At 63.9% G+C, this 25,215-nt stretch carries 21 protein-coding genes; 13 read left to right on the forward strand and 8 right to left on the reverse strand.

Annotated features, from left to right (window positions below):
• Positions 1 to 38: 38 nt before the first annotated feature.
• The 9 genes from B2Y33_RS20155 to B2Y33_RS20195 all read left to right on the forward strand — a co-directional run bounded on the left by B2Y33_RS20155 (position 39) and on the right by B2Y33_RS20195 (position 10,660).
• Positions 39 to 1,475, forward strand: coding sequence for a TolC family outer membrane protein (locus B2Y33_RS20155; protein ID WP_206405993.1), 1,437 nt, complete (start codon positions 39 to 41; stop codon positions 1,473 to 1,475).
• Entirely contained in the window at positions 1,472 to 3,640 is a 2,169-nt protein-coding gene (locus tag B2Y33_RS20160; RefSeq protein WP_206405992.1) for a type I secretion system permease/ATPase, read from the forward strand. Before B2Y33_RS20155 ends, B2Y33_RS20160 begins: the two co-directional genes overlap by 4 nt.
• Complete coding sequence (locus B2Y33_RS20165) at positions 3,637 to 4,821, forward strand: HlyD family type I secretion periplasmic adaptor subunit (protein ID WP_023534727.1); 1,185 nt, start codon at positions 3,637 to 3,639, stop codon at positions 4,819 to 4,821. The genes B2Y33_RS20160 and B2Y33_RS20165 overlap by 4 nt, the downstream gene beginning before the upstream one ends.
• Before the next feature lie 72 nt (positions 4,822 to 4,893).
• Complete coding sequence (locus tag B2Y33_RS20170; RefSeq protein WP_027916572.1) at positions 4,894 to 5,793, forward strand: chemotaxis protein; 900 nt, start codon at positions 4,894 to 4,896, stop codon at positions 5,791 to 5,793.
• Positions 5,794 to 5,877: 84 nt separating this feature from the next.
• On the forward strand, positions 5,878 to 6,189 hold the full coding sequence (locus tag B2Y33_RS20175) for a hypothetical protein (RefSeq protein WP_027916573.1): 312 nt from the start codon (positions 5,878 to 5,880) through the stop codon (positions 6,187 to 6,189).
• The gene (locus B2Y33_RS20180) at positions 6,186 to 6,920 is read left to right on the forward strand and encodes a YkgJ family cysteine cluster protein (protein ID WP_027916574.1); all 735 of its coding nucleotides are present in this window, start codon (positions 6,186 to 6,188) and stop codon (positions 6,918 to 6,920) included. Before B2Y33_RS20175 ends, B2Y33_RS20180 begins: the two co-directional genes overlap by 4 nt.
• 351 nt (positions 6,921 to 7,271) lie before the next feature.
• A complete protein-coding gene (locus B2Y33_RS20185; RefSeq protein ID WP_028688221.1) occupies positions 7,272 to 7,496 on the forward strand; it encodes a hypothetical protein in 225 nt (74 codons plus the stop codon).
• Between the two features lie 196 nt (positions 7,497 to 7,692).
• Positions 7,693 to 9,027, forward strand: a complete 1,335-nt coding sequence (locus tag B2Y33_RS20190; protein ID WP_125922011.1) for an OprD family porin — start codon at positions 7,693 to 7,695, stop codon at positions 9,025 to 9,027.
• A 136-nt stretch (positions 9,028 to 9,163) separates the two neighbouring features.
• A complete protein-coding gene (locus B2Y33_RS20195; protein ID WP_027916577.1) occupies positions 9,164 to 10,660 on the forward strand; it encodes a sensor domain-containing diguanylate cyclase in 1,497 nt (498 codons plus the stop codon).
• Here B2Y33_RS20195 and B2Y33_RS20200 read toward each other — a convergent pair.
• Positions 10,657 to 11,133 carry a PA2169 family four-helix-bundle protein gene (locus B2Y33_RS20200; RefSeq protein ID WP_027916578.1) on the reverse strand — a complete coding sequence of 159 codons (477 nt, stop codon included), beginning with the start codon at positions 11,131 to 11,133 and terminating at the stop codon, positions 10,657 to 10,659. The genes B2Y33_RS20195 and B2Y33_RS20200 overlap by 4 nt on opposite strands.
• 191 nt (positions 11,134 to 11,324) lie before the next feature.
• On the opposite strand from B2Y33_RS20200, the gene B2Y33_RS20205 reads away from it, so the two are divergent.
• Entirely contained in the window at positions 11,325 to 11,549 is a 225-nt protein-coding gene (locus B2Y33_RS20205; RefSeq protein ID WP_027916579.1) for a DUF3820 family protein, read from the forward strand.
• Between the two features lie 205 nt (positions 11,550 to 11,754).
• Here B2Y33_RS20205 and B2Y33_RS20210 read toward each other — a convergent pair whose 3' ends face one another.
• The 3 genes from B2Y33_RS20210 to ptsP are packed head-to-tail and all read right to left on the reverse strand — an operon-like array spanning position 11,755 to position 17,285.
• Positions 11,755 to 13,488, reverse strand: a complete 1,734-nt coding sequence (locus B2Y33_RS20210; RefSeq protein ID WP_028688124.1) for a PTS fructose-like transporter subunit IIB — start codon at positions 13,486 to 13,488, stop codon at positions 11,755 to 11,757.
• A complete protein-coding gene (gene pfkB / locus B2Y33_RS20215; protein WP_027916581.1) occupies positions 13,485 to 14,432 on the reverse strand; it encodes a 1-phosphofructokinase in 948 nt (315 codons plus the stop codon). Before pfkB ends, B2Y33_RS20210 begins: the two co-directional genes overlap by 4 nt.
• The gene (gene ptsP / locus B2Y33_RS20220; protein ID WP_110606934.1) at positions 14,433 to 17,285 is read right to left on the reverse strand and encodes a phosphoenolpyruvate--protein phosphotransferase; all 2,853 of its coding nucleotides are present in this window, start codon (positions 17,283 to 17,285) and stop codon (positions 14,433 to 14,435) included.
• Positions 17,286 to 17,569: 284 nt separating this feature from the next.
• Here ptsP and cra point away from each other — a divergent pair, with 284 nt between their 5' ends.
• Together cra and B2Y33_RS20230 are read left to right on the forward strand one after the other, a co-directional pair.
• Positions 17,570 to 18,565 (forward strand): catabolite repressor/activator, encoded by a 996-nt coding sequence (gene cra / locus B2Y33_RS20225; protein ID WP_023534675.1) that lies wholly within the window; start codon positions 17,570 to 17,572, stop codon positions 18,563 to 18,565.
• Between the two features lie 2 nt (positions 18,566 to 18,567).
• On the forward strand, positions 18,568 to 19,356 hold the full coding sequence (locus B2Y33_RS20230; protein WP_027916583.1) for a TatD family hydrolase: 789 nt from the start codon (positions 18,568 to 18,570) through the stop codon (positions 19,354 to 19,356).
• 24 nt (positions 19,357 to 19,380) lie between these two features.
• On the opposite strand, the gene ampE is transcribed toward B2Y33_RS20230, so the two are convergent.
• The 3 genes from ampE to B2Y33_RS20245 form a co-directional block, all read right to left on the reverse strand.
• A complete protein-coding gene (gene ampE / locus B2Y33_RS20235; protein ID WP_027916584.1) occupies positions 19,381 to 20,220 on the reverse strand; it encodes a regulatory signaling modulator protein AmpE in 840 nt (279 codons plus the stop codon).
• A 3-nt stretch (positions 20,221 to 20,223) separates the two neighbouring features.
• On the reverse strand, positions 20,224 to 20,790 hold the full coding sequence (gene ampD / locus B2Y33_RS20240) for a 1,6-anhydro-N-acetylmuramyl-L-alanine amidase AmpD (RefSeq protein ID WP_104926516.1): 567 nt from the start codon (positions 20,788 to 20,790) through the stop codon (positions 20,224 to 20,226).
• A gap of 72 nt (positions 20,791 to 20,862) precedes the next feature.
• A complete protein-coding gene (locus B2Y33_RS20245; RefSeq protein WP_206405991.1) occupies positions 20,863 to 23,016 on the reverse strand; it encodes a DUF1631 domain-containing protein in 2,154 nt (717 codons plus the stop codon).
• A 241-nt stretch (positions 23,017 to 23,257) separates the two neighbouring features.
• On the opposite strand from B2Y33_RS20245, the gene nadC reads away from it, so the two are divergent.
• On the forward strand, positions 23,258 to 24,106 hold the full coding sequence (nadC, locus tag B2Y33_RS20250) for a carboxylating nicotinate-nucleotide diphosphorylase (RefSeq protein ID WP_028688118.1): 849 nt from the start codon (positions 23,258 to 23,260) through the stop codon (positions 24,104 to 24,106).
• Positions 24,107 to 24,138: 32 nt separating this feature from the next.
• Here nadC and trxB read toward each other — a convergent pair whose 3' ends face one another.
• On the reverse strand, positions 24,139 to 25,101 hold the full coding sequence (trxB, locus tag B2Y33_RS20255) for a thioredoxin-disulfide reductase (protein ID WP_027916588.1): 963 nt from the start codon (positions 25,099 to 25,101) through the stop codon (positions 24,139 to 24,141).
• Between the last annotated feature and the right edge of the window lie 114 nt (positions 25,102 to 25,215).

Below are 25,215 nucleotides of genomic sequence, written 5' to 3' on the forward strand. Positions count from 1 at the left end.
CCGGGGGCAAGGACGATGATCAGCAGTAAGGACACTCTGTGAAACCAAGCAGTACGCTGTCACCGTGGTTGCTGGGAGCCTTCGGGCTCCTGGTCTTGAATTTTCAACCGGCGGCCCAGGCCGCCGATGACATAGACCCCGCATTACGCCAGATCGGGCCGTCCCTGCTCAGGGACGCGCCTGAAGCGGTACCGGCAAGGCCTGCCGTGGGCATGGCACCGGTAGCCGGCGCGCAGGCCTTGGGGCTGTCCGAGGCCGTGTTGCAAGCCGCGCAATGGCACCCCAGCATCGCCGAGGCCATCGGTAACCTGTACAAGCAAGGCGAAGGTATCAACGTCGCCCGTGCAGGTTATTACCCGCAGATCTCCGGTGGGCTGCGTACCGGCTATGACACCGGGTACGGCGGTGACCGCAGCAGCCAGGCCATCAACCTGTCGCTCAAGCAGATGCTGTACGACTTCGGCAAGGTCGATCATGCGGTCAGCGCTGCCCAGGCCGCAGCCGCCCGGGCCCAGGCCAATATTTTGCTGGTGGTCGATGACCTGGCCCGCGACACGGCCTATGCCTGGATCGAAACGCGCCGCTATGAGCAGCTGATCGGCATTGCCCGTGACCAGATCCGCGGGGTGGGCGACATTGCCAACATGGCTCGCCAGCGCAGCGACATGGGCGCCAGCACCCGCTCTGACGTGGTCCAGGCAGAATCGCGGGTACAAAGCGCCCGCGCCGTGCTGGAGGAATACAGCGCCCAGTACGAGCGCTGGCGCTCGACCCTGGCGGCCTTGCTCGGACGTGCCACGCCGGTCTCTCTGGACGAACGACCGCCTCAGGAACTGGCCCAGGCCTGCAAGCGCCCGAGTCAGGGCGACGAGCGCCTGCCAGCGGTACTGATGGCGCTTGCCCAACGTGCCCAGGGCCAGGCCGAACTGGCCCAGGCCAAGGCCGAGGCTTACCCCACCGTGTCGTTGCAGCCGCAGGTCAACCACTACCTGGATAACGACTACAACCGTGACAACTCGCGCCTGGACCGTACCCAGGCCGGTATCTACCTCAACGTGGAGGTACCCATCTACCAGGGCGGCTCCATCAGTGCCCGCAGCCGCGCGGCCGGCTATGCCCTGACGGCCGCCGAATCGGCCGAGGATGCCGCGCGCCTGCAGGCCCGTCGCGGCCTGGCCGAGGCCACCGCACAAACAGCGGGCCTGGGGCGCCGCCTGAACTCGCTCGAGGCCCGCCAGGACAGCATCCAGGAAGCGCGAATGCTTTATGGCCGCCAGTACCTGGATCTGGGCACGCGCCCCCTGCTCGACTTGCTCAATGCCGAGCAGGAAATCCACCAGTCGCGCTTCGAACTGGCCGGCACCCGTTCCGACCTGCTGCGTCTGGACGTGGACTGCCTCTACAACACGGGCGCCCTGCGGGCGGCCTTCGGCCTCGAGGGGCGTAACCTGCAAGGTGTGGAGATTCAGCCATGAGCGATCCGGTCAATGTGACGCTGCCCGAACCGGCCCAGGCCCCGGCGCCTGCCACCAGCGCGCGCGCTGACCTCGGCCCTTGGCTGGAGGTGATGCTGCAGGTCGCGCACCATTATCGTCTGGACGTGTCACCCCAGCGCATCCGCCTGGCCGCCGATGAGGATGCCCGCCCCCTGGACGAAATCCTGCGCCACATGGCCCGACAAGCCGGCCTGGCCTTGCGCTTCGTGCGTTTCGACGCAAAAGGCTTGCGGCAATGGCGCACGCCGCTGGTGTTGGAGCTCGATGACGGCCAACTGGCGGTGGTCGAGTCGGTGACCCAGGAGGACGACCTGGCGGTGGTCTTCGCAGGCGATCAAGGGTTGACCTCGCGCCTGCCCCGCGATGCGCTGCAAGGCAGGATCACCCGCGTTGCACTGCTGCGCCCCGCACGGCCACTGCGCGATGTGCGCACCGATGACTACACCGCCCCGTACGACCGGCACTGGTTCGCCCGTATCGTACTGCGCGATCTGCGCCCGTACGGGCAAGTGATGATCGCCTCACTGGTCGCCAACGTACTGGCGCTGGCCGGGGTGCTGTTCTCGATGCAGGTCTACGACCGCGTGATTCCGGCTGAATCACTGCCGACCTTGTATGTGCTGTTTGGCGGCGTGGTGCTGGCGTTGGTGTTCGACTTCAGCATGCGCCTGCTGCGTCTCAAGGTCACCGACCTGTTGGGCAAGCGGGCCGACCTGCGCGTCAGCGACCTGGTCTATGGCCACGCCCTGCGCCTGCGCAACTCGGTGCGGCCCAAGTCCACCGGCTCGTTCATTTCGCAGTTGCGCGAGCTGGAGTCGATCCGCGACCTGATCACCTCCAGCACCGCGACGGCACTGGCCGACCTGCCCTTCTTCCTGCTGTTCCTGTTCGTGTTCTGGCTGATCGGCGGCGTGCTGGTGTTCGTGCCGATCGTGGCCCTGGTGGCGATGGTGGTGCCGGGCTTGCTCGCGCAGCGGCGCCTGGCACGGTTGGCCAATGCCTCGATGCGTGAGTCCTCGTTGCGCAATGCCATGCTGGTCGAGAGCATCCAGGGCCTGGACGAGATCAAGGCCCTGCAAGCCGAAGCGCGTTTCGAGCGGCAATGGAACCAGTACAACGCCGCCTGCGCCCACACCAACCTGCGCCTGCGCACCCTCACCAACGGGCTGGTGGCCTGGACGCAGAATGTGCAAGGGGCCGTATTCGCCGTGGTCATCGTGATCGGCGCGCCCATGGTGATCGCCGGCGACCTGACCACTGGCAGCCTGGTGGCCGCCTCCATGCTGGCCTCGCGCATGATGGCGCCGCTGGCCCAACTGACCCATGTACTGACCCGCTGGCAGCAGGCCAAGGTGGCCCTGCAAGGGCTGGACAAGCTGATGCAGTCGCCAGTGGACCACCCCGAAGGCGAGGCACGGGTGCACATGCCTGCCCTGCGTGGTGAATACCGCTTGCGCCAGGCCACCTTCCGCTACAGCGAAGAGGCGCCGCCTGTGCTCAACATCGCGCAGCTGGACATTCGCCCGGGCGAGCGCATTGCCGTGCTCGGCCGCAACGGCGCTGGCAAGTCGACCTTGCTGCAGGCGCTGGCCGGTAGCATGGACCTGATGCAGGGGGAGGTGAGCCTGGACGGTATCGCCATGGCGCACCTGGACCCGGCCGACCTGCGCCGTGACGTGGGCTTGCTGGCCCAGTACGCCAGGCTGTTCCACGGCACCCTGCGCGAGAACCTGACCCTGGGCGCCGGCCAGGCCAGCGATCAGGAGCTGGTGGCGGCGCTGTCGGCCACCGGTGCGCTGGACTTCGTGCGTCGCCTGCCCAAAGGCATGGATCACCTGATCCTCGAAGGCGGCCTGGGCCTGTCCGGTGGGCAGCGCCAGGCCCTGGTGCTGTCGCGGCTGCTGGTGCGTCAGCCGCAGGTGCTGCTGCTGGACGAGCCCACCGCTTCGCTCGATGACATCACCGAGCGCCGGTTGCTGGATAACCTGGATCGCTTCTGCCAGGGCCGCATCTTGGTGATCGCCACCCACCGGTTGAGCGTGCTGCAGCGGGTGGACCGCATCCTGGTGCTCGACGGCGGCCGTATCGTGATCGACGACGCACGCGACGCCGCGTTGGCCAAACTGCAAGGAGCGCAGGCATGAGCAACCATGAACTTCCCGCCTCTTACCTCGATGGTCAGGATGACCAGGCGGTGTTTCGGGCTGGGCGCCTGATCACCCTGTGCGCGGTGATGCTGGCGGCATTCCTGGCCTGGGCGGCCTGGTTCGAGGTGACCGAGGTGTCCACCGGCACGGGCAAGGTCATCCCCAGCTCCCGTGAGCAGGTGATCCAGTCGTTCGAAGGTGGGATCGTCGCGCAGATGAGCGTGGCCGAAGGAGATCTGGTCGAGCGCGGCCAGGTCCTGGCCCAGCTCGATCCGACCAAGACATCATCAAGCGTGGGCGAAAGCGAAGCCAAGTACCGCGCCGCCAAGGCCAGCCAGGCGCGCCTGCAGGCAGAGGTCACGGGCAAGCCGTTGAAATTCCCGGCTAGTCTGCGCGAGTCGCCCGAGCTGATCGAGGCGGAGACGGCGCTGTACACCACCCGCCGCCGTGGTCTTGAGCAGACGCTGGCCGGTATCGAGGACTCGCTGCGGCTGGTGCGCAGCGAGCTCAAGATCACCGAAAACCTGGCGAAGATGGGCGCTTCCAGCCGCGTCGAGGTCATCCGCCTGAACCGCCAGCGCTCGGAACTGGAGCTCAAGGCCACCGAGGCACGCTCGGAGTATCTGGTGCGGGCCAGGGAGGAACTGGCCAAGGCCAGTGCCGAGGCCGACAGCCTGTCGGAGGTAATCCGTGGCCGCAGCGACTCATTGACGCGCCTGACCTTGCGCTCGCCGGTGCGGGGTATCGTCAAGGACATCGAGGTCAACACCCTGGGCGGTGTGGTGCAGCCAGGTGGCCAGGTGATGAAGATCGTGCCGATGGATGAGCGCCTGCTGATCGAGACCCGCATCGCGCCACGGGACATTGCCTTCATTCACCCCGATCAGGCCGCCAAAGTGAAGATCAGCGCCTACGACTACTCGGTGTATGGCGGCTTGGACGGCAAGGTGGTGGGGATTTCGCCGGATACTCTGCAAGACGAGGTCAAACCTGAAATCTACTATTACCGGGTGTTCATTCGCACCGAACAGGACAGCCTGCAGAACAAGGCCGGCAAGCAGTTTGCAATCGTGCCAGGGATGATCGCCACGGTGGATATTCGCACCGGGGAGAAGACGATACTCGACTACCTCATCAAACCCCTGAACCGAGCCAAGGAAGCCTTGCGCGAGCGTTAGCGCAAGCGCCCCTAAAGCCTTTACGGAACAGGCCGATAACCTGTCATCCCCTGTTCCCCACCGAAGGTCACCATGGCCAAGCAAAATGCCCGCGCGGACGCGTTGTCCCTGCTGTTGTTCACCCTGCGCAGCGGCAAGCTGATGGCAATCAACCTGCTCAAGGTCAGCGAAATCATTCCGTGCCCGGCGCTGACCAAGCTTCCCGAGTCCCACCCGCATGTCAAAGGCGTGGCGACCTTGCGCGGGCATCCGCTGTCGGTGATCGACCTGTCCCGCGCCATTGGCGAGCAACCGCTGGCCGACCCCAACGGCGGGTGTTTGATCGTCACCGAGATCAGCCGCTCACGCCAGGGCCTGCACGTGCAAGCGGTCAGCCGCATCGTGCACTGCCTGAGCACCGACATCAAACCGCCGCCGTACGGTGCGGGCAAACAGTCGTTCATCACGGGCGTCACCCGCGTGGACAACACCTTGGTGCAGGTGCTCGACATCGAGAAGGTCATTCACGGCATCGCCCCGCCCCCCGTCGAATTGCCCGCCAGTGGCCTGAGCGTCGAGGACGCCAGCCTGCTGGCTGCCGCCAACATCCTGGTGGTCGACGACAGCAACGTCGCCCTGCAACAGTCGGTGCATACCCTGCGCAACCTGGGGATCGAATGCCGCACCGCCCGCAGTGCCAAGGACGCCATCGGCATTCTGCTGGAGCTGCAAGGCACGGCGCAGGAGATCAATGTCATCGTCTCGGACATCGAGATGAGCGAGATGGACGGCTATGCCTTCACCCGCAGCCTGCGCGAAAGCCCGGATTTCCAGCACGTGTATGTGCTGCTGCACACCTCGCTGGACAGCGCCATGAGCAGCGAAAAGGCGACCCAGGCCGGGGCCAATGCCATCTTGACCAAGTTCTCGTCCCCGGAGTTGACCGACTGCCTGGTGGTGGCGGCGCGGGCGGTGGTCTTCGCCGAGCGCTGACCTGCCCACACGGCAGCGGGTTTGCCCCTCGGACTGACTGGGGCATACTTCCATACCCCTTTCGCAACCAACAGGAAGCCACGCATGAAACGTATCAGCCTCATCCTGATCAGTTGCGCCCTGTTCAGCGGCCTCGTCCAGGCTTCCAGCAACCAGGCCTGGAACGAGCACCGCCAGCAAATGCTCAAGGCCTGCCTGGCTGCCAGCCAGTTCAAGAACGCCCATGCCCGTAGCAAGCCCGCCGAATTCGACGACCAGACCGGCATGAGCGCCCTGCTGGTCGAAGGCCTGTACCCGCAAAAGCACATGAAGCAGCGAACCGGTACCGAGTTGTGCCTGTATGACCGCAAGCAACAGCGGGCGTATGTGAGTGAATGGAGCCCGCAAACCAAGTGAGCGATAGCCTGCGTTTCGCCTGCACCGGCTGCGGCAAGTGCTGCAGCGGCCACCATGTGCCCCTGACCCTGGCCGAGTCGCAGCGCTGGGCCCGTGACGGCGGGCAGGTGATAGTGCTGTTAGAGGCATTCGTGGTGGACGGCCCTGGCATGCCCCCTGAGCAACGCGAACATGTGCTGTTGCGCTCTCATGCCGTGCCCAGTGCCGACGGCCAGGTCCGGGTATCGGTGACCTTCGCGGCCTTCAACCCTGGCCGTTGCCGCTACCTGGACGACAACGACCTGTGCGCCATTTACGACCAGCGCCCACTGGTGTGCAGGATCTATCCGGTTGAAATCAACCCGCACATTCCCTTGCGGCCCGAGAGCAAGGATTGCCCACCCGAGGCCTGGCAACAGGGGCCTGAGCTGATTCACGGCACACAGCTGGTCGATGCCGAGTTGCAGGCGCTGGTGCAGGCCTCTCGGCAGGCAGACAGGGAAGACATTGCGGCCAAGGTGGCGGTCTGCCAAGCACTGGGCATGACCACCAGCGCGCTCAAGGGCAACGGCTTCACGGCCTACCTGCCTGACATGCAGGCATTTGCCACAGCCCTTGCAGAGCATCCTCAGGACACAGGGGGGTCTTGGGCTCTGCATGTCGAAGACGCTGTATTGCAGGCCCAGTTACAGGCACTTGGGGTGCAGGTGACTGACCAGCCACCGGTTTATTACGCTTTTATCGGGTTCTAGGGGCAGGACGGGTGATGTTGGCTTGAACACCGTCAGCCCGTTTTAGCCGGTCAGGGGCGCCGCTGCGGCTGTAGTGGCCTACGCAGTGGCCGTGCCACGCAGCTTCGCGACTCACAAGGTTCGGTGATCCTTTCACAGGGTGTGTTCACACCGCCCACTGAGCGCCTTGTCTTTCGTCACGCCACAAGGCTCTAAACCGGGCATTTCAACGACAATCTGCGCCGTTTCAGCCCCGATACTTACCTTTTACGCAACAGTGCTTATCCAACTTCGCTCTGTTTAAACTGCCTCCACACGACTAACTTTACCCCTGTCCTCATTAGCACTTGCACCGCAAGAAGGTAGTTAGAAATGTCCAACAGTATGGGTATTGCCAGCGTGTTCGTCCTGTCGTCCCTGTTGTTGTCCCCCCTGGCCATGGCCGAAGAGTCGCCTGCATTCGTGGCCCGCAACGCCGAGTTCGCAGCGGCCCATCAGGACGCCCGCGAAACAGTGGCCGCCCAGCATGCCGAGACGGTCAAAGCCTCGCAGCAGACAGCGTCCAAAGCGGTTGTCGATACCGACGCCGACAGCTGAGCCTACGCCTCGGCGCGTTCAACATGCGCCATGGGATTCATCTGTTTCAATATGTTAGCCTCTAAAAAGCCGCTGCCCTATCAGCGGCTTTTTTTCGTATGCGCTGGGTTTTCCCCTGGCAGATTCGTCATGCAGCAAGCATGACCATCTCCTACAACAAGCACTGCCCCGCCTACCGATCAAGGAGTCAATACCGGTGTCTTTCGCGTTTCGCTTCACCCCGCTTTTCATTGCGCTCAGTGCAAGTATTCCCGTCACGGCCCAGGCCACCGATGACAATGCCGAAGGTTTTGTAGCGGGTTCATCGTTGAACCTGCACCTGCGCAATGCTTATTTCAACCGCGACTCCCACAATCAGGGTGCACGCGATACGCGGGAATGGGGTCAAGGGGCAGTGGCGCGCTTCGAATCCGGTTACACGCCAGGCATTGTCGGTTTCGGTCTCGACGCGCACGCCATGCTGGGGGTTAAGCTGGACGGTGGCGGTGGTCATGCAGGCACCAGCATTCTGCCTACACATGTGAAAGGCGACGGCGAACTGGGCGCTGCCCCGCAGTCGTTTTCCACAGCAGGCGCGGCGCTCAAGCTCAAGGCGCTGGACACCGAGTTCAAGGCCGGCGACCTGTTCTTGACCAACCCCGTGATCGCCGGTGGCGAAACCCGCATGCTGCCGCAAACGTTCCGGGGTATCAGCCTGATCAACACCAGCGTCGAGGGGCTGCTGCTTGAGGGTGGCAAGGTCAGTTTCACCAAGCCCTACAACCAAAGCGGCCACCGCCGTATCGATACCTACTATGGCTCGCTGGATGAGCGCGGCAAGAGCAAGCACCTGAGCTGGGCGGGCGCAGCCTGGAGCGGTACACCCAACATCACTACCAGCGTGTATGCGGCCGAACTGAAGGACATCTGGAACCAGTACTACGCCGACTTCGACTACACCTACGTGGTCAACGAGCAGGTCAGCCTCAACCCGGGCGCGCATTTCTACCATACGCAAGACACAGGCCGAGCCTTGCTGGGCAGCATCGACAACAATACCTACAGCCTTCACCTGACACTCAATGCAGGCGCCCATACCGTGACGGCCGCCTATCAGCGGGTCAACGGCGATACCCCGTTCGACTACATCAACCTCGGTGACAGCGTCTACCTGGACAACTCGCGCATGTATTCGGACTTCAACGCGCCGAACGAGCGGTCCTGGAAACTTCAGTACGGGTACGACTTCGCCGGCCTCGACTTGCCCGGCTTGAGCGCATCGCTGTCTTACTCGCGGGGCAAGGCCGACCTGACCAAGGCCGCCCAGGGCAACAGCCACTACGATTACTACCGGGCCGATGGCAAGGATGCCCAGCACTGGGAACGCGACCTGGACATCAAGTACGTGTTCCAGGAAGGCGACCTCAAAGACCTCTCGGTACTGGTACGGTATGCCACGCACCGCGGCGGCCAGGGCTACGCCTCGATTGACGGCAACAGCAACAACGACGAGATGCGCGTGATTGTCGACTATCCCTTGAACGTGTTCTGACAGTCACTGCAATCACTGGCTGATCAGCGCGGCAGGGGAACCCCTGCCGCACGGTAATTCCGTCGGGCGAACTTGTCCGACAATCTTCACTTGCCTAGAATGTCGCCGCCGCAAATGGCCCCCAGCAGTCGCGACCATGCCTACCTCACCGTTACGCCTCCCCCCTTCCCGGTCGCACCCCGAACTTGCTCTCGTGCTGGGCAGTTGCCTGGCCGTGTTCGCCATCGTGGCCATCGTCAGCTACTTGCTGATGCGCGAGCGTGAAAGCGTGGAGCAATCGGCCGTACGCTCGGCCAACAACATCGTGCAATTGATCGAAAGTGACATTTTGCGCAATGTCGAGCTTTACGATCAGGCCCTGCAAAGGCTGATCTGGGCGGTAGGCCGCAAGGAGCTGCCCTCCGTACCCGGCCCCCTGCGCCAGCGGCTGCTGTTCGATGACACCTTCGCCGACCGCAAGCGTGGGGATGTACTGTGGCTGAACAGCAACGGTGACGTGGTAGGCGATTCGACCAGCAGCGTACCGCGCAAGGCCAACTTCCGGGACACAGGCGTGTTCCAGACCCATTTGCACAACCCCAACACCACCCTGCTGGTGGGGCCGCCGTTCAAGGCCCGATTGGGCGACCTGGACTGGTGCACCAGTTTCAGCCGGCGCATCACCGACCCGAACGGTGATTTCGCAGGCATCGCGGCTGGCGCGCTGCGCCTTGGCTACGTTACCGATCTGTTCAAACGCCTGGATATCGGCGCCAACAGCAGCGTGAACCTGCTCAACGTCGAAGGCCAGCTTCTGGCCCGCCAGCCCATGGGCCCCTCCGATCCATCGGTCGGTAGCCAGCATGCCGGCAAACCCAATTTCCAGCGAATACTCGGGCAGCAGAGTGGCAGCTTCGTCGCGGCCTCCGCCGGGGATGACGGCGAGCGCATGTATACCTTTGCCCGCGTGGGCGACTTGCCGCTGATCGTGCTGGTGGTACATGCCACCGACGAGGTGTTCGCGTCCTGGCGCCGTACGGCACTGCTGGTCAGCGTTGCCACCGGGCTGCTGTGTGCGGGCATCATCTGGTTGACCTGGCTGCTCAGTCGCGAGCTGCGTCGCCGTTTCCAGGCTGAACAGCGCCTGGCGACCTTGGCCGCGACCGACAGCCTGACCGGCCTGGCCAACCGCCGGCACCTGGACCAAGTGCTGCGCCTTGAATGGGCACGTGCACAGCGTACGCGCCAACCACTGACGGTGCTGATGGTGGATATGGATCATTTCAAGGCGTTCAATCAGCGCCACGGCCATGCGGGCGGTGACCATGTACTGCGCGAAGTGGCCAAGGCCATCGAGGCCTGTATCCGTCGGCCGGCCGATCTGGCCGCCCGGTATGGCGGGGAGGAATTTCAGGTGGTACTGCCGGAAACCGACGTGGAAGGGGCACGGATGCTGGCGGAACGAATATGCCGCAGCGTCGCACGACTCGCACCTTTTGGTGACGATACCCAACCGGTCACGGTGAGCATCGGTATTGGCAGCCTCAACGCACACACCCAGCAAGACCTTGCAGCCATGCTGGATGGGGCGGATGAAGCGCTCTACCGGGCAAAGGCCAACGGCCGCAACCGGGTAGAAGGCCCGGTCACTTAGGAATGAGCGCGGACCTTGTCACGCAGCGCCTTTACTTCATCATGATTTTGCTGCACGCCTTGGAGCTGACGATCGACCAGGTCCAGGCTGCTTGCTGCGGCAGGGACGTTGAGCTTGACGAGCTTTTCACGGGCTTGACGGTACGCCTTCAGGGCATAGTCCTGGCCACGCTCGGTCTCGTTCATCACCGCCTCGTCATCATGGCTGGTGAAGGCTGTCTTAAGTTCGATCCAGGCACGGTGCAGGTCACCGGTGAAGCTGGTGGACGTCTCCGGGTCACCGCCCAATTTACGGACCTCGTCCTGAAGCTCCTTAACAGCTTTGCCGCAACCAGTGGCGCGCTCGGTCAGGAAGCCTTTGAGGTATTGATTCTTGACGTCTTCTGCCGATTTCAGAAAGCCTTTCTGGCCATCTTTGCTGTATTCGATCAGGTCGTTGAGAATATCGATCACGTCTTTATTGGTATCGCTCATGACTCAAACTCCTTGAGGGTTGATAAGTAGACAGGAGCAGCCTTCGTGCCAGCTTTCCAAAAAAAATAAAGTCTTTTAAATCAGCAGCTTAAAAGATAAAGGCAAATTGCCATGCATCGCGTTCTGCATGATCTGCCTAGGTGGGTCGTGCAGTTTGCAGTATGGTGGGCGTCTTTATGACGAGTACGAAAATGTTCAACCCGGAACGTCTCGAACTGCTGGTGACCCGCAGCATGCCGTTCGGCAAATACCAAGGCAGGATCATTGCCGACCTGCCGGGCGATTACCTGGCGTGGTTTGCGCGCAAGGGCTTTCCCACAGGAGAGCTAGGGGAGTTGCTGGCGTTGATGCATGAGGTCGATCATAACGGCCTGGCTGACCTGCTGGCGCCGTTGCGGCGCAAGCATGGCTGTTGAGCGGGTTGGCCGACCGCGCCCTCACGGGACGGCACGGTGTAGCGCTGACTCCGCTCCCTGTAGGAGCGCCCCGGCAAGGCCGCTCCCACAGTGATCGCGTAATGTCGGAGTTGACGTATTCATCGGATCGCCTTGCACTTCATGTGCAAGCCAGCAAGCCCGATGAACGGCATCCGTAGCCGAGAAGGCTTGCCGCTGAGCAACCCTACCCCTTGGCCGGCGCCACCATCAACTCGACGTTTTCATTCTTCTTGATCAGCGCATACACCACCGCCGTCAGCAAGCTGCCTGCGACAATCGCCAACAGGTACAACGCGGCATGGTTGATGGCGTTCGGGATCAGCAGAACGAACAGGCCACCGTGTGGCGCCATGAGCTTGCAACCAAAGTACATGGACAACGCTCCGGTCAGCGCGCCCCCTGCCAGGCTCGCCGGGATCACTCGAAGCGGGTCCTTGGCGGCGAATGGAATGGCCCCTTCGGAAATGAAGCACAGCCCCAGCGCCAACGCTGCCTTGCCTGCCTCCCGCTCGCTCTGGGCGAATTTGCGCCTGGCCAGGAACGTGGCAAGGCCCAGGCCGATCGGCGGCACCATGCCAGCGGCCATGGTGGCCGCCATCGGGGCATAGCTCGAAGAGGCCAGCAACCCTACCGAGAACGCATAGGCGGCCTTGTTGATCGGCCCGCCGAGGTCGATGCACATCATGCCACCGAGCAGCAGCCCCAGCAGGATCGCGTTGGTAGTGCCCATGCTGTCGAGAAACCGCGTAAGGCCTTCAAGCATGGCCGCCACGGGCTGCCCCACCACGTAGATCATCACCAGCCCGGTGAACAGGCTCGCCAGCAAAGGAATGATCAGGATCGGTTTGAGCGCCTCCAGGCTGGTGGGCAGCTTCGCCCAGCGGGCAATGGCCTTGGCGCTGTAGCCGGCCAGAAAGCCTGCCACGATGCCGCCAATGAAGCCGGCGCCCAGGGTGCTGGCCAGCAGACCGCCGATCATGCCTGGGGCCAACCCTGGCCGATCAGCGATGGACCAGGCGATATAGCCTGCCAGCAGTGGCACCATCAGTTTGAACGCCGCTTCGCCGCCGATCTGCATCAGCGCAGCCGGTAGCGTCCCCGCTTCCTTGTAAGCTTCGATGCCGAACACGAACGACAAGGCGATCAGCAGGCCCCCGGCCACGACCATGGGCAGCATGAACGAGACACCGGTCAGCAGGTGCTTGTAGACGCCGGTCTTTTCGCCCTTGCTGGCGGCGGCGCTGGCCGAAGCAGCCCCACCCTCCTCCACCTTGGCTTCGGCCAGCGCCTTGTCCAGGGTGGCGCGGGCCTGCTTGAGCGCAATGCCAGTACCGCAGCGGTAGATGCGCTTGCCCGCAAAGCGCGCGGCGGGCACCTCGATGTCAGCGGCCAGCAGCACCACGTCGGCCGCTGCGATGGCTTCGGCCGAAAGCGGGTTGCGTGCCCCGACCGAGCCTTGGGTTTCAACGGTGAGCTGGTAGCCCATCTGCTGCGCGGCCTGTTGCAGGGCTTCGGCCGCCATGAAGGTGTGGGCGACGCCAGTCGGGCACGCAGTGACTGCAACGATGCGCACTTCATCGCGGGTAGCGACATCCGGTGCTACGGCCGTCAGCGGCTGCGCATTGGCGGCTGCTTCGTCGAGAAAGCCTTCGCGGTCAGCCAATGCCTGGGACGGCGTGCTCTGGTACACACGCTTGCCGACAAAACGGCTCAGGTCCACCGGGCCGGTGCTGACCACCAGCACCCAGTCGGCGGCAGCGATCTGTGCTGCGTCGAGCTGTCGTTCGGGATGCTCGGCATCCTGCACCTCGACCTGGGTGGTCCAGCCACGGCGCTGGGCCGCAGCCGCCAGCAGGCGAGCGCTGAGTAGGCTCGATACCTGGCCATTGGGGCAGGCGGTGAGAATGACAATGTTCATTGGCAACCCTCTTGTTGTTCTGTCAGGCTCACGGCGGCTTGCAGGCGGGCCAACTGGTCATGGTCATTGATGCCGAAACCCACCTGGGTGACGGCCTGTGCGGCGATGGCGGTGGCGCGGGCCAAGGTGCGCGACGCGGCCTCACCCTGCAACAGCCCGTGGACCATGCCGGCCACGAGAGAGTCCCCGGCACCGACCGTGCTGGCCACGTTCACCTTGGGCGGTACCGCCACCAGGGTGAAGTTCCGGGCGAACCAGCGCACCCCGTGCTCGCCGGCCGACACCACCACATGCTCGACGCCCTCGTCCAGTAGCTGGCGGGCAGCCAGTCGCTGTTGGCCGACATCGTCCACGGGCGTGCCCAGGGCTTCGCCCAATTCTTCGGTATTGGGCTTGACCAGCCAGGGCAGGCTTTGCAGACCGACGCGCAGCGCCTGGCCGCTGGTGTCGAGCGCCACTTTCAAACCCATCGCCTTGAGTTCATCGAGCAAGTCACCAAACCATTGAGGGCTGATCCCGCGTGGCAGGCTGCCAGCAACGACCACGGCATCGTGCCCCGGCGCGTGCTGGCGCAACAGGCGCAGCAAGGCATCGCAAGCGGCCGCGTCCACTTCCGGGCCCAAACCGTTGATGTCGGTGACGCGGCCATCGGCCTCGACCAGCTTGAGGTTGCTGCGGGTTTCCCCAGGCACGCGCACGAAGCAATCGCAAAAGCCGCGCCAGTCGATCAGCGCTTCGAACGCCGGCAGGTTGTCCTGCCCGAGAAAGCCACTGACGGTCACGCTATGGCCCAGGTCGGCCAGCACCTGGGCGACGTTCAGGCCCTTGCCAGCCGCGTGACTGTGCTGGGCCTGGCTGCGGTTGACGTGACCAGGGCGCAGGCTGTCGAGCCCGATGGTGATGTCCACGGCGGGGTTAAGGGTCAGGGTCAGGATCTTGGCCATTCAATAACGCTCCACCAGCGCGCGAACCGCGGCGGCGCTGTCTTGTTGCAAGGCCTCACGCGCCAAGGCGCGGGCTGTACGGGAATCGGCCTGGCGCACCAGGGCCTTGACTTCGGCAACGCTGCGCGATGCCACGCTCAGCTCGTCCACTTCAAGCCCCAGCAGCACCGCGACGGCCTGCGGGTCAGCCGCCAGTTCGCCGCACACTCCCACCCACTTGCCATGGGCGTGGGCGGCGCGCACCGTCATGTCGATCAGGCTGAGGACCGAAGGGTGCAGCCCATCGGCCTGGGCAGACAGGCTGGGGTGGCCACGGTCGATGGCCAGGGTGTATTGGGTCAGGTCATTGGTGCCGATGCTGAAGAAGTCCACCTCGCGCGCCAGTTGCGGCGCCAGCAGGGCTGCCGAAGGCACCTCGACCATGATGCCCACCTGCAGGTCTGCCACGGGTATTTCCGTGCGCAGGCGCTCGACCATCGCACGGGCCTCGCGCCACTCGTGCATCTGCCCGACCATGGGGAACATGATGCGCAAAGGGCGTTGATCGGCGGCGCGCAGCAGGGCCCGCAGTTGGTCTTCCATCACCTGCGGGCGCTGCAGGGTCAGACGCACGCCGCGCACGCCGAGGAACGGGTTCTCTTCTGCGGCGATCGGCCAGTACGGCAGCGGTTTGTCGCCGCCTACGTCCAGGGTTCGCACCACCAGCGGGCGCCCGTCCAGGCCATCGAGCACGCGGCGGTACTCGGCTTCTTGGGTGGCCACATCCGGCGCCTGAGAGTGGGCCATGAAAATCAGTTCGGTGCGCAACAGGCCGACGCCTTCGGCCCCCTGCTCCACCACCTTGTCGATACCGCTGCTTTCACCGATGTTGGCGAAGACCTCAATGGCATGGCCATCACGGGTCACTGCCGGGTCGAAACGGTTGGCCCAGGCGGCTTGCAGACGCTGCTCGCGCACGTCACGCTCGGCCAGGGCACGCTGCAGCTCTTCGGCTGGCGGCGCGACGTTGACCACACCGCGTTGGCCGTCGAGCAGCAGCGGTGTGCCATTCTCGAGCAGCAGCACGCCGGGGCCTGCTCCGACTACGGCAGGAATACCCAGCGCCCGGGCGACGATGGCGCTGTGCGCGGTGGCGCCACCCTGGGCTGTAACAATACCGGCAACCCGCGCCGGGTCGAGCCTGGCGACATCGGAGGGTCCAACCTCGCTCATCACCAGCACGTAAGGTTGGTCAGGCTCGCTCTGCGTCTGGACGCCGCACAGCTGGGCCAATACGCGGCGACCCACATCGCGCAGGTCAGCGGCCCGTTCGGCCAGCAACGCGTCGTGCAGCGCTTCTTGCTGGCTGGCCGCTGATTCGATCACCGCCATCCACGCGGCGGCGGCACTTTCCCCTTGGGCCAGGCGCTGCTCGACGTCGTCGGTCAGGGCCGGGTCGGCCAGCATTTCCTGATGGGTGACGAAAATCTCGCCGATGGCCGCGTCGCTGCGCTGCACCAGCACCTGAAGGTCGGCACTGACGGTAGCCACGGCCTGGGTCAGTTTGTGTCGTTCCTGATCGTACGACTCGCCGCGCAGCGGGTAGTCGAACGTGCGTTCGGTCACGACGTGGGCAGGGCCGCATGCGATACCTGGGGCAGCCCCCACACCCTGCACGCGGCTGCCGGCCGCCGGCGCCTTCGCCGTTTCGACTGCTGGCTGCGCAGGGGCCTCTGCAACAAGCGGCAGCGCTTCCACCTCCTCACCCAAACCCTGCTCGATGGCTGCCAGCAACGCAGGCAGGGCATCGGCGGCGATAGCAGGCTCGGCCACCAGCTCCAGTTCCTGGCCGCGGCGCGCGCCAAGGCTCAACAGCTTGCTCAGGCTTTTCACCGACACGCCAGGCTGACCGCTGTCGACCACGCGGACGCGAATGTCGCCCTCGAAACGTTTGGCCAGCTGCGCCAGCACCTTGGCTGGGCGAGCATGCAGGCCGTGGGCGTTGGCCAGCAGGATGCGCGCGCTCGGCCAGTCGGCAGGCGCCTCGCCGCCGAGCACTTCGAGCACGGCGCGGCTGCTGGTGGCCTGGTAAAGCATCTGCCCACGGCCTTCGATCAACACTTCGCACAACCGTTCGAGCAAGGCCTGGTGGGCAGCCCCCAGGCTGGCCAGGCAGAACAGACCCGTCAGGGGTTGATCGCGGTAGCGCACAGGTTGTGCCGGGGTGACGAAGGCCAGCCCTGGCTGGCGAACCTGACGTTCGCTGTGCAGCCACCACAAACCCTCTCCCAGCGGCAGCGGCTCTGCCTGTTGCAGTACGGCAGCAAAGCCGCTGTCCACGCAGTTGGCGCGCTGCAACAAGCGCGCACCGCGCCAGGCCAGCTCATCGAAATCTTCGGCTGGAAGGTTCAAGGCGACCAACTGCGCATCGAGCGCCAACTCCTGCGGTGCACCCTGCAGCAGTTTGAGCAAGGCCTCGGCCGAGCCCGCACGGCGCAGGGCCTCGGCCAGATCGGTTTCGCCCAGGGCGCGGGTCAGTAATTGCAGCAGGCGCAAGTGCTCGTCAGAGCGCGCAGCGATACCAATGGCCAAGTACACAATCTGCCCATCGCCCCAGTCCACACCCTCGGGGAACTGCAACAGACGCACGCCTGTGGTGTGCACCAGGTCGCGGGTCTGCGGCGTACCGTGAGGGATGGCGATGCCCTGGCCAAGAAACGTGGAACCTTGCGCCTCGCGGTCCTGCAACCCTTGCAGGTAGCCCTCGGCGACCAGTCCGTCGGCGACCAGGCGATCCGCCAGCAGGCGCAATGCGTGCGCCTTGTCGGGGGCCGTCTGGCCCATGGCTATCTGCTCCTTGGCGAGCTCGAGCATGACCTTCTCCCTTTGCAGTTCCCGGATGGGTACTGGAGTATTGTTGTGAAATTCACGGAAATGGCCAGTTCAACCGCCTTGCACAGTGGGCAGCAGATGCAGAAAATCAGGAGGCTGAAACGTTTAATCTGACCAGGCGGCCACGTTACTCGATAATCTGCCGATGAAAAAGCCCCATCCTGTCGGACAATTGCGACAATGGTCGCCTGCGCTCGCTGGGGTATCAGGGTCAAACTGCCTGGTCATCGCCCACAGCCAGCTTTGGTCATAACAAGGAAAACTCGGTGAAACTCAGCGATATCGCCCGTCTGGCCGGTGTGTCCGTCACCACCGCCAGTTACGTCATCAATGGCAAGGCCGAACAGCAACGCATCAGCAACAGCACCGTGGAGCGCGTGCAGGCGGTGGTGCAGGCCCATGGCTTCACGCCCAACCCCCAGGCCGCTGGTTTGCGCAGCCGGCACACCCGTACGCTCGGCTTCATTCTCCCGGACCTTGAGAACCCCAGCTATGCGCGTATTGCCAAGCGCCTTGAGCAAGGCGCCCGGGCCCGGGGCTATCAGTTGCTGATCGCCAGCAGTGACGACCAGCCCGACAGCGAACGCCAGTTGCAGCAGCTGTTCCGGGCACGCCGCTGCGATGCCTTGTTCGTCGCCAGCTGCCTACCGCCGCAAGACCAGAGCTACCGCGAACTGCAAGACAAGGGCCTGCCGGTCATCGCCATCGACCGCGGCCTGGACCCCCGGTATTTTTGCTCGGTGATCAGCGATGACCATGATGCCAGTCGTCGTCTGGCGGCCAGCCTGTTGAGCACCGCGCCAAGCAGCATCGCCTTGATCGGCGCACGCCCTGAACTGTCGGTCAGCCAGGCCCGCGCCGGTGGTTTCGACGATGCGCTGCAGGGCTTTGCCGGTGAGGTGCGCCGCTACCAGGGCGAAGCGTTCAGCCGAGAGTGCGGGCAGCGGCTCATGCAGCAATTGATCGATGAGCTGGGCCACCTGCCCGATGCCTTGATCACCACCTCGTACGTGCTCCTGCAGGGGGTGTTCGACGCGCTGCACGCCCAGCCCATCGAATCGCGCCGGTTGCAGCTGGGCACTTTCGGCGACAACCAACTGCTCGATTTCTTGCCGCTGCCGGTCAATGCCATGGCCCAGCGTCATGGTGACATGGCCGCCAAGGCACTGGAGCTGGCACTTGCCGCAATCGAAGACAAACGCTATGAACCCGGCGTGCATGCGGTAGCGCGTACCTTCAAGCAACGAATCGACGCGCCATGAACCTGCGCCTGATCGACACCCACACGCACCTGGACTTCCCTGACTTCGACGCCGACCGCCCGAGCCTGATGGCCCGCGCAAGCGCGCGAGGCGTCGAGCGAATGGTGGTGCTGGGGGTTCATCAGGCCAACTTTCAGCGGGTATGGGACCTGGCCTGCAGCGACTCGCGCCTGGCGGCGGCGCTTGGCCTGCACCCGGTCTATCTTGAAGAGCATCAACCCAGCCACATCGAGCAGTTGCGTGCCTGGTTGGAGCGCTTGCGTGGCGACGGCCGTCTGTGTGCGGTGGGCGAGTTCGGACTGGATTACTACCTGCCTGAACTGGACAAGGTCCGTCAGCAACGGTTGTTCGAGGCACAGTTGCAAATGGCGTGCGATTTCCAGTTACCGGCCCTGCTGCACGTACGCCGCAGCCACGCCCAGGTGATTGCCGCCCTCAAGCGCTACAGGCCGATGCGGGCGGGTATCATCCATGCGTTCGCCGGCAGTTACGAAGAGGCACGTGAGTACATCAAGCTAGGCTTTCGGCTTGGGCTGGGCGGCGCGGCGACCTGGCCCCAGGCCGTGCGGCTGCGCCGTACGGTTGCCCGCTTACCGCTCGACAGCGTGGTGCTGGAGACCGACGCACCGGACATGGCGCCGGTCATGCATCCTGGGGTGCGCAACAGTCCCGAGCACCTGCCAGACATCGCACACTCGCTGGCCGAGTCGATGGGCGTGCCCGTCGAGCAATTGGCCGAAGCGAGCACGCGCAACGCCTGCGAGCTGTTTGGTTGGCAAGCCCTGGGCTGACTCGCACAGGCCCGGCCTACGTGGTCAGGCCAACACGGTCCACAACGCGAAAGCGGCATACCACAGCACACCACAACGCAGCACCAGGTCCCACAGGCTGTCCAGGCGCCGCGCCCCACCTTCATTGTCGCCGGCAGTGCCGGCATGACTGCCGTCATCTGCAATGCGCCCGATGCGGGCCACCAGGTGCGCGGCGCTGATATGCCAGTTCAACAGTTCGTGCAACATTTCGCGGGCAACGGCGACGAAGTTGCCGACCAAAGCAAAGCTCAATGCCACCACCCTGACCGGCACCCAGTCCATGAGATGGCGAAGCTGCTCGGCACGTTGCTGGAGTGCGGGTCGCTGACTGTGCGCTTGGCACAACGCCAGAAGGCGGTAAGCTAGCGCGACGGCCGGGCCCAGCAGGAAGTACCAAAAGATGACGGCGAAAAAGCCCTGATAGGCCTCCCACAGCAGCCTGCTTTGCAGGCGTTCGCGCAGGCTGCGGGGCCCATCGGCCACGACCCCCAGGTCACGTGCGGCCACGTGCAGCGCGGCCTGTTCATCGCCCCTGTGCCAGGCGTCACGCAAAGGCCCGAGGGAAGCCTTGGCATCGCCACGCCCCAGGCTATAGACCAGCACCAGAAGATGCACTGGCAAGGCCAGCAGGCCGTAGGCAACGGGCTCAAGCACATGCAACAGCAGTGACAGCACCACCACCGGCGCCAGCACCACAGCGGCCAGCACCCACCCTGCAGGCAGCCCACCTCTGCGCTCAAGGCGCGCCAGTTCGCCAAGGAAGAAACCGTCACGCTGGACCAGATGGCGCAAGCCCGAAAACTTCTCGAACCACAGCACCAGGATCAATACCAGAAAACTCATACTTCAGCCCTCATTGCGCTGTAACGCCTGGCGGTACCGCTCCCAGTCGAAGGCAGGGCCGGGGTCGGTCTTGCGCTGGGGGGCGATGTCGCTGTGCCCTTGAATACGCTCGGGGGTAATGGCCGGCCAGGCCTTACGGATGTGACGCGTCAAGCGGTCGAGGGTCAGGTACTGCGCCTCGGTATAGGGTATGTGGTCAGTGCCCTCGAGCTCGATGCCGATCGAGAAGTCGTTGCATCCCTCACGGCCGTCGAAACAGGAGACGCCCGCATGCCAGGCGCGGTCGTGCAACGAGACGAACTGGGTCACCGCGCCTCCACGCTCGATGAACAGGTGCGCAGATACCTTCAGGTGCTCGATGGTGGCGAAATAGGGGTGAGCGTTCGGATCGAGTCGGTTCTGGAAGAACGCCTGGACGTAACCGCCGCCGAAGTTGGCCGGCGGCAAGCTGATGTTGTGAAGCACCAGCAGAGAAATGTGCTCACCTTGCGGGCGAACATTGAAATTCGGTGAGGGGCAGTGGGTGATTCCGTCTCCGTGGAACCAGCCAGTGGCACGGTCCAATTGCATGGGGCCTGTCCTGAAAAGTGCTGCACAGAGCGTCAGTATGCCCTGCCGCCGCTGTCGTTGACACGGTAATCGTCACAAGGCGGCCTGCCCGCTCCTGCGTAAAGTCTCTATGACCGCTTCCAGGGCGCGCTCGAATAAAGGGCCGTCATCCAGTACGCGGACAGTGCCGGCTTCCAGGGCCTGGTCAAGGCCGGCGCCACTCCACTCCCGCACTTTCATGCCGCTGCGATTGGCAAAGACGAGCTTGTCGCAGCTGTCCAGGCGAGCCACTAACTTGCAGCGCTGGATGCCACAGTCATCGGACACTTCAATCCAGGTGCCCATGCGCAAGCGTTGCACCTTCTGCGAGACCTTGCCCTGCTCACCGGCCGGTTGCAGCCCAGGCCCGTCTGCCTCTTCGGCCAACGTCACCAGGATGTCCTGGGTAACCAGGATGTCGTCCTCGTCTATCTCGGCGTCACCTGCATAAGCACGTAGGTGCAGTTGTTGGAGTTTGCGGAAAAATTCACGGGTCACCAGCGAATCGGTGCCAACACTGGCCAGCCCATCGCGCAGTGACTTGAGCAACGGCGGTACCTGATGCATCAGGACCTGCGGCGCAAGCGATGGCATCACACTGGCCAGCAACGTATCGAGGGTCTGCAGAGCATTGCGCCAGCCCAGAGAGGTTTCTCCGTGCCTGAGCCAGGCCAGCATCATGACCTGGCTCCAGTTGTTGCTCAGCATCTGTACCACTGCCTGCGGCCACACACGTCCGCGCAGACGCTGGCTGAGCACCTGTTGCACCTGTCGCCTGGCGAGCGAGGCATTGGCCCGCCCTTCTTCGGCGTCCCGAGTGCGCTGCTCGAACAGCTCGGTACGCCGCCGTTCATGCTGGGTCTGCCCGAGAAAGTCCTCGAGCAGCTCACCGAACAGACGCGAGTCTTCGGCAAAATCGATGAGCAAGCGCTGAACCACATGTTCTGCGCGCAGTTGCAAGGCATCACCCTGCCCTTGCTCGCCCGGGTCGCAGCCGAGCCCCGCCGCCGCCAATTCGTTGAGCAGCCGTCGGGCGGGATGGCTGGCGCGGCTGAGCAGCCCCCTGTCCAGCAGCGCCACCTTGAGCAGCGGGATCTGCAGGCGCGCCAGCACTGCTCGCAGGCAAATGGGCAGATTGTCATCACTTGCAATGAACCTGAACACCTGCTCGATCAGGTTGATCATGTCTTCGTCGTCACCGCCAATGAAGCGGCGGGTACCGCTACGCACGCTGATGGTCAGCAGCAACTGCTCCAGTTGCTGGCCAAGGACGAAGTCATCAGCCGCGCCGGGCTCCGGCACATAGTGCTGCAGGTGTGAAAGCAACCGCAGCAGATCGGCCCTGCTGACCTGCTGGGCGCCGGCCGGTGCACCCAGGCGAGGCGCCAACACCCCACGTGTCGATCGCAGAAGCGGCTGCAGGGAGGCGAACAAGGCCTCGCCTGCGGTATCGTCGGCCGCTTCAGGCTCATGATAGGAACGCTCGTCCGGCTCCGCCAGCAAGCAACTGTCTCCAGCTCGTCGGCAAGGCGTCGGTGGCAGCTGCCCCAGCACACCTGCCGCAATCAGTACCCTGTTGGCTTCGCCATAGATGACTTGCGCGTCGCACAGCACGTACCGTTCGAACAGCTTGAGCAGCACCAGCTTTACGCGCGGTCCTACACCCAGGCTTTGCCCGGCTTCGAGAAAGCAGCGGCACAGGGCAATAGGGTTCAGGGGGTTGCACTGCTCAGGCACATGACGTTCGAGCAGCGTCTGCAAGCGCAGGCCCAGTTGCTGCAAGGCGACGCCATCACGGGCCTTCACTCTGGCAACCATCGCTTCCACCGCTGCTGCGCGCTCGGACTGACCGGGGGTAGAAGACAAGGCGTGAACGATGGTTGCCGGGGCACGTTCAGGCTCAGGCTCGACCAAGCGCGCGAAGGCTTCATGGACGGTATCGAGAAACAGCCGCTCGATGCTCTTGCGTTTGAGCCGCAAGTCGCGCATGGCTTCGAAATACAGGTGCTGAGCGAACCGGTCAGCGGCCTTGTCCGCCATTTCGAACAGCGTATCGTCGGCATTGTCGAACAGCGCCTGCAAACCCTGACGCAGCTGCAAGGCGGCCTGATCGCGCACCTGCAGCAGCGCAATGGGCAGACTCGAAGGGGGCGTGCGCCGTCCATGTTCAGCCGCCGCCAAGGGCACTACCTTGCCCTCTTTGTGCATCCTGTACTCCTTGCAGGGTGTCGGGCCCAGACACGGCCGATTTCGCCAATAGCATGACGCCAAATATCAGACAGCATTATCGGGAATAATTCCTTTTACTGCCAGATACGTTTCCCTTGGTAAGTCTTGACCCTGAATAGGCAGTGGTTGCTCAACCCGCTGCGTCATGGCAACCGACCACCGGCTGTACACACCTGCGCCCTGCCCTATAATCGCGGGCATCTCGCTTGTGGAGCCAACCATGCCTAACCTACGCCTTGCCGACCTCACCGCCGAAATCGAAGCCAACGTGCGCCGCGCGTTGCTGGAGGACATCGGTAGCGGCGACATCACCGCCCAGCTCATCCCGGCCGAGCGGCTGGCCAAGGCAACGATCATTACTCGCGAAGGGTGTGTGGTAGCCGGTACGGCTTGGGTCGATGCGGTGTTTCGTCAACTCGACCCACGCGTAGCCGTGCACTGGCAGGTGGTCGACGGCGATCGCGCCCAGCCCAACCAGCCGCTGTTTCATCTGGAAGGCCCGGCGCGGGCGCTGCTCAGCGGCGAGCGCAGTGCGCTCAATTTCCTGCAGATGCTGTCCGGGGTTGCCACGCGTGCGCGCACATTGGCGGATCTGGTCGAAGGCACGCAGGTACGGTTGCTGGACACCCGCAAGACTTTGCCTGGCTTGCGCCTGGCGCAAAAATACGCAGTGACCTGTGGCGGCTGCTACAACCACCGCATAGGCCTGTATGACGCTTTCCTGATCAAGGAAAACCATATTGCAGCCTGTGGTGGCGTCGCTGAAGCGGTACACGCCGCCCACCGCATCGCCCCCGGCAAGCCGGTGGAAATCGAGGTGGAAAGCCTGGAGGAATTGCATCAGGCGCTGAGCGCTGGCGCCGACATCATCATGCTCGATGAGCTGACGCTCGATGAGATGAAGCAAGCCGTCGGCATCACAGCCGGCAAGGCGAAGCTGGAGGCCAGCGGCGGCGTCAGCGAAACGACCCTGCGGGCCATTGCCGAAACCGGTGTGGATTACATCTCGATAGGTTCGATGACCAAGGATGTGCGAGCGGTCGACCTGTCGATGCGCCTTAGCTTGTAACACGGGGCCGCCAGGCGGCCCCGATCGAAGGATCAGAACGAGGCGTTGGCCAGGCCGTCCAGGTAGCGCTCGACGTCCAGCGCAGCCATGCAGCCCGCACCGGCCGAGGTGATGGCCTGACGGTACACATGGTCGGCCACGTCACCTGCGGCGAATACGCCCGCGACGTTGGTGGCAGTGGCGTTGCCTTCACGGCCGCCGCTGACCACCAGGTAGCCGTCCTTGAGGGTCAGCTGGCCTTCGAACAGCGAGGTATTCGGGGTGTGGCCGATGGCGATGAACACGCCGTCTACCTTGATCTCGTCGCTGCTGCCATCGTTGTTCTTCAAGCGCGCGCCGGTCACACCCATGTTGTCGCCCAGGACTTCATCCAGGGTAGCGTTCAGCTTGAGCTCGATCTTGCCTTCGGCAACGCGGGCATGCAGCTTGTCGATCAGGATCTTCTCGGCGCGGAAGGTATCGCGGCGGTGCACCAGGGTTACCTTGCTGGCGATGTTGGCCAGGTACAGCGCCTCTTCAACGGCCGTGTTGCCGCCGCCAACCACCGCGACCGGCTTGTTGCGGTAGAAGAAGCCATCGCAGGTGGCGCAGGCCGATACACCCTTGCCCATGAACGCTTCTTCCGACGGCAGGCCCAGGTAACGAGCGCTGGCGCCAGTGGCCACGATCAGGGCGTCGCAGGTGTAGGTGCCGCTGTCGCCGGTCAACGTGAACGGCTTGTTGGCCAGGTCTACGGCGTTGATGTGGTCGAAGACGATTTCAGTTTCGAAACGCTCGGCGTGTTCCTGCATGCGTTGCATCAGTGCAGGGCCGGTCAGGCCGTGCGGGTCGCCCGGCCAGTTGTCGACTTCGGTGGTGGTGGTCAACTGGCCACCGGCCTGCATGCCAGTGATCAGCAGCGGCTTGAGGTTGGCACGGGCCGCGTAGACCGCTGCGCTGTAACCGGCAGGGCCGGAGCCCAGAATGATGACGCGCGAATGACGTGCTTCGGACATGTCGAACTCCTGTCGAGCGGGCTGTAAGGGCCAGCTGTGCAAATGAAGTAGGGCCTGCACCACGGGCAGGCCTGTGACGCTGAAATATGAGCGCACTGTAGCGAGGTGGCAAAG

It is taken from the genome of Pseudomonas sp. UBA5666 (assembly GCF_002420785.1).
Lineage (GTDB): Bacteria > Pseudomonadota > Gammaproteobacteria > Pseudomonadales > Pseudomonadaceae > Aquipseudomonas > Aquipseudomonas fulva.

Coding starts and splice junctions, on each gene's coding strand:
- B2Y33_RS20160 (WP_206405992.1), top strand. CDS start 1,472: ATGAGCGATCCGGTCAATGTGACGCTGCCCGAACCGGCCCAGGCCCCG.
- B2Y33_RS20165 (WP_023534727.1), top strand. CDS start 3,637: ATGAGCAACCATGAACTTCCCGCCTCTTACCTCGATGGTCAGGATGAC.
- B2Y33_RS20170 (WP_027916572.1), top strand. CDS start 4,894: ATGGCCAAGCAAAATGCCCGCGCGGACGCGTTGTCCCTGCTGTTGTTC.
- B2Y33_RS20175 (WP_027916573.1), top strand. CDS start 5,878: ATGAAACGTATCAGCCTCATCCTGATCAGTTGCGCCCTGTTCAGCGGC.
- B2Y33_RS20185 (WP_028688221.1), top strand. CDS start 7,272: ATGTCCAACAGTATGGGTATTGCCAGCGTGTTCGTCCTGTCGTCCCTG.
- B2Y33_RS20195 (WP_027916577.1), top strand. CDS start 9,164: ATGCCTACCTCACCGTTACGCCTCCCCCCTTCCCGGTCGCACCCCGAA.
- B2Y33_RS20200 (WP_027916578.1), bottom strand. CDS start 11,133: ATGAGCGATACCAATAAAGACGTGATCGATATTCTCAACGACCTGATC.
- B2Y33_RS20205 (WP_027916579.1), top strand. CDS start 11,325: ATGTTCAACCCGGAACGTCTCGAACTGCTGGTGACCCGCAGCATGCCG.
- B2Y33_RS20210 (WP_028688124.1), bottom strand. CDS start 13,488: ATGAACATTGTCATTCTCACCGCCTGCCCCAATGGCCAGGTATCGAGC.
- pfkB (WP_027916581.1), bottom strand. CDS start 14,432: ATGGCCAAGATCCTGACCCTGACCCTTAACCCCGCCGTGGACATCACC.
- ptsP (WP_110606934.1), bottom strand. CDS start 17,285: ATGCTCGAGCTCGCCAAGGAGCAGATAGCCATGGGCCAGACGGCCCCC.
- ampE (WP_027916584.1), bottom strand. CDS start 20,220: ATGAGTTTTCTGGTATTGATCCTGGTGCTGTGGTTCGAGAAGTTTTCG.
- ampD (WP_104926516.1), bottom strand. CDS start 20,790: ATGCAATTGGACCGTGCCACTGGCTGGTTCCACGGAGACGGAATCACC.
- B2Y33_RS20245 (WP_206405991.1), bottom strand. CDS start 23,016: ATGCACAAAGAGGGCAAGGTAGTGCCCTTGGCGGCGGCTGAACATGGA.
- nadC (WP_028688118.1), top strand. CDS start 23,258: ATGCCTAACCTACGCCTTGCCGACCTCACCGCCGAAATCGAAGCCAAC.
- trxB (WP_027916588.1), bottom strand. CDS start 25,101: ATGTCCGAAGCACGTCATTCGCGCGTCATCATTCTGGGCTCCGGCCCT.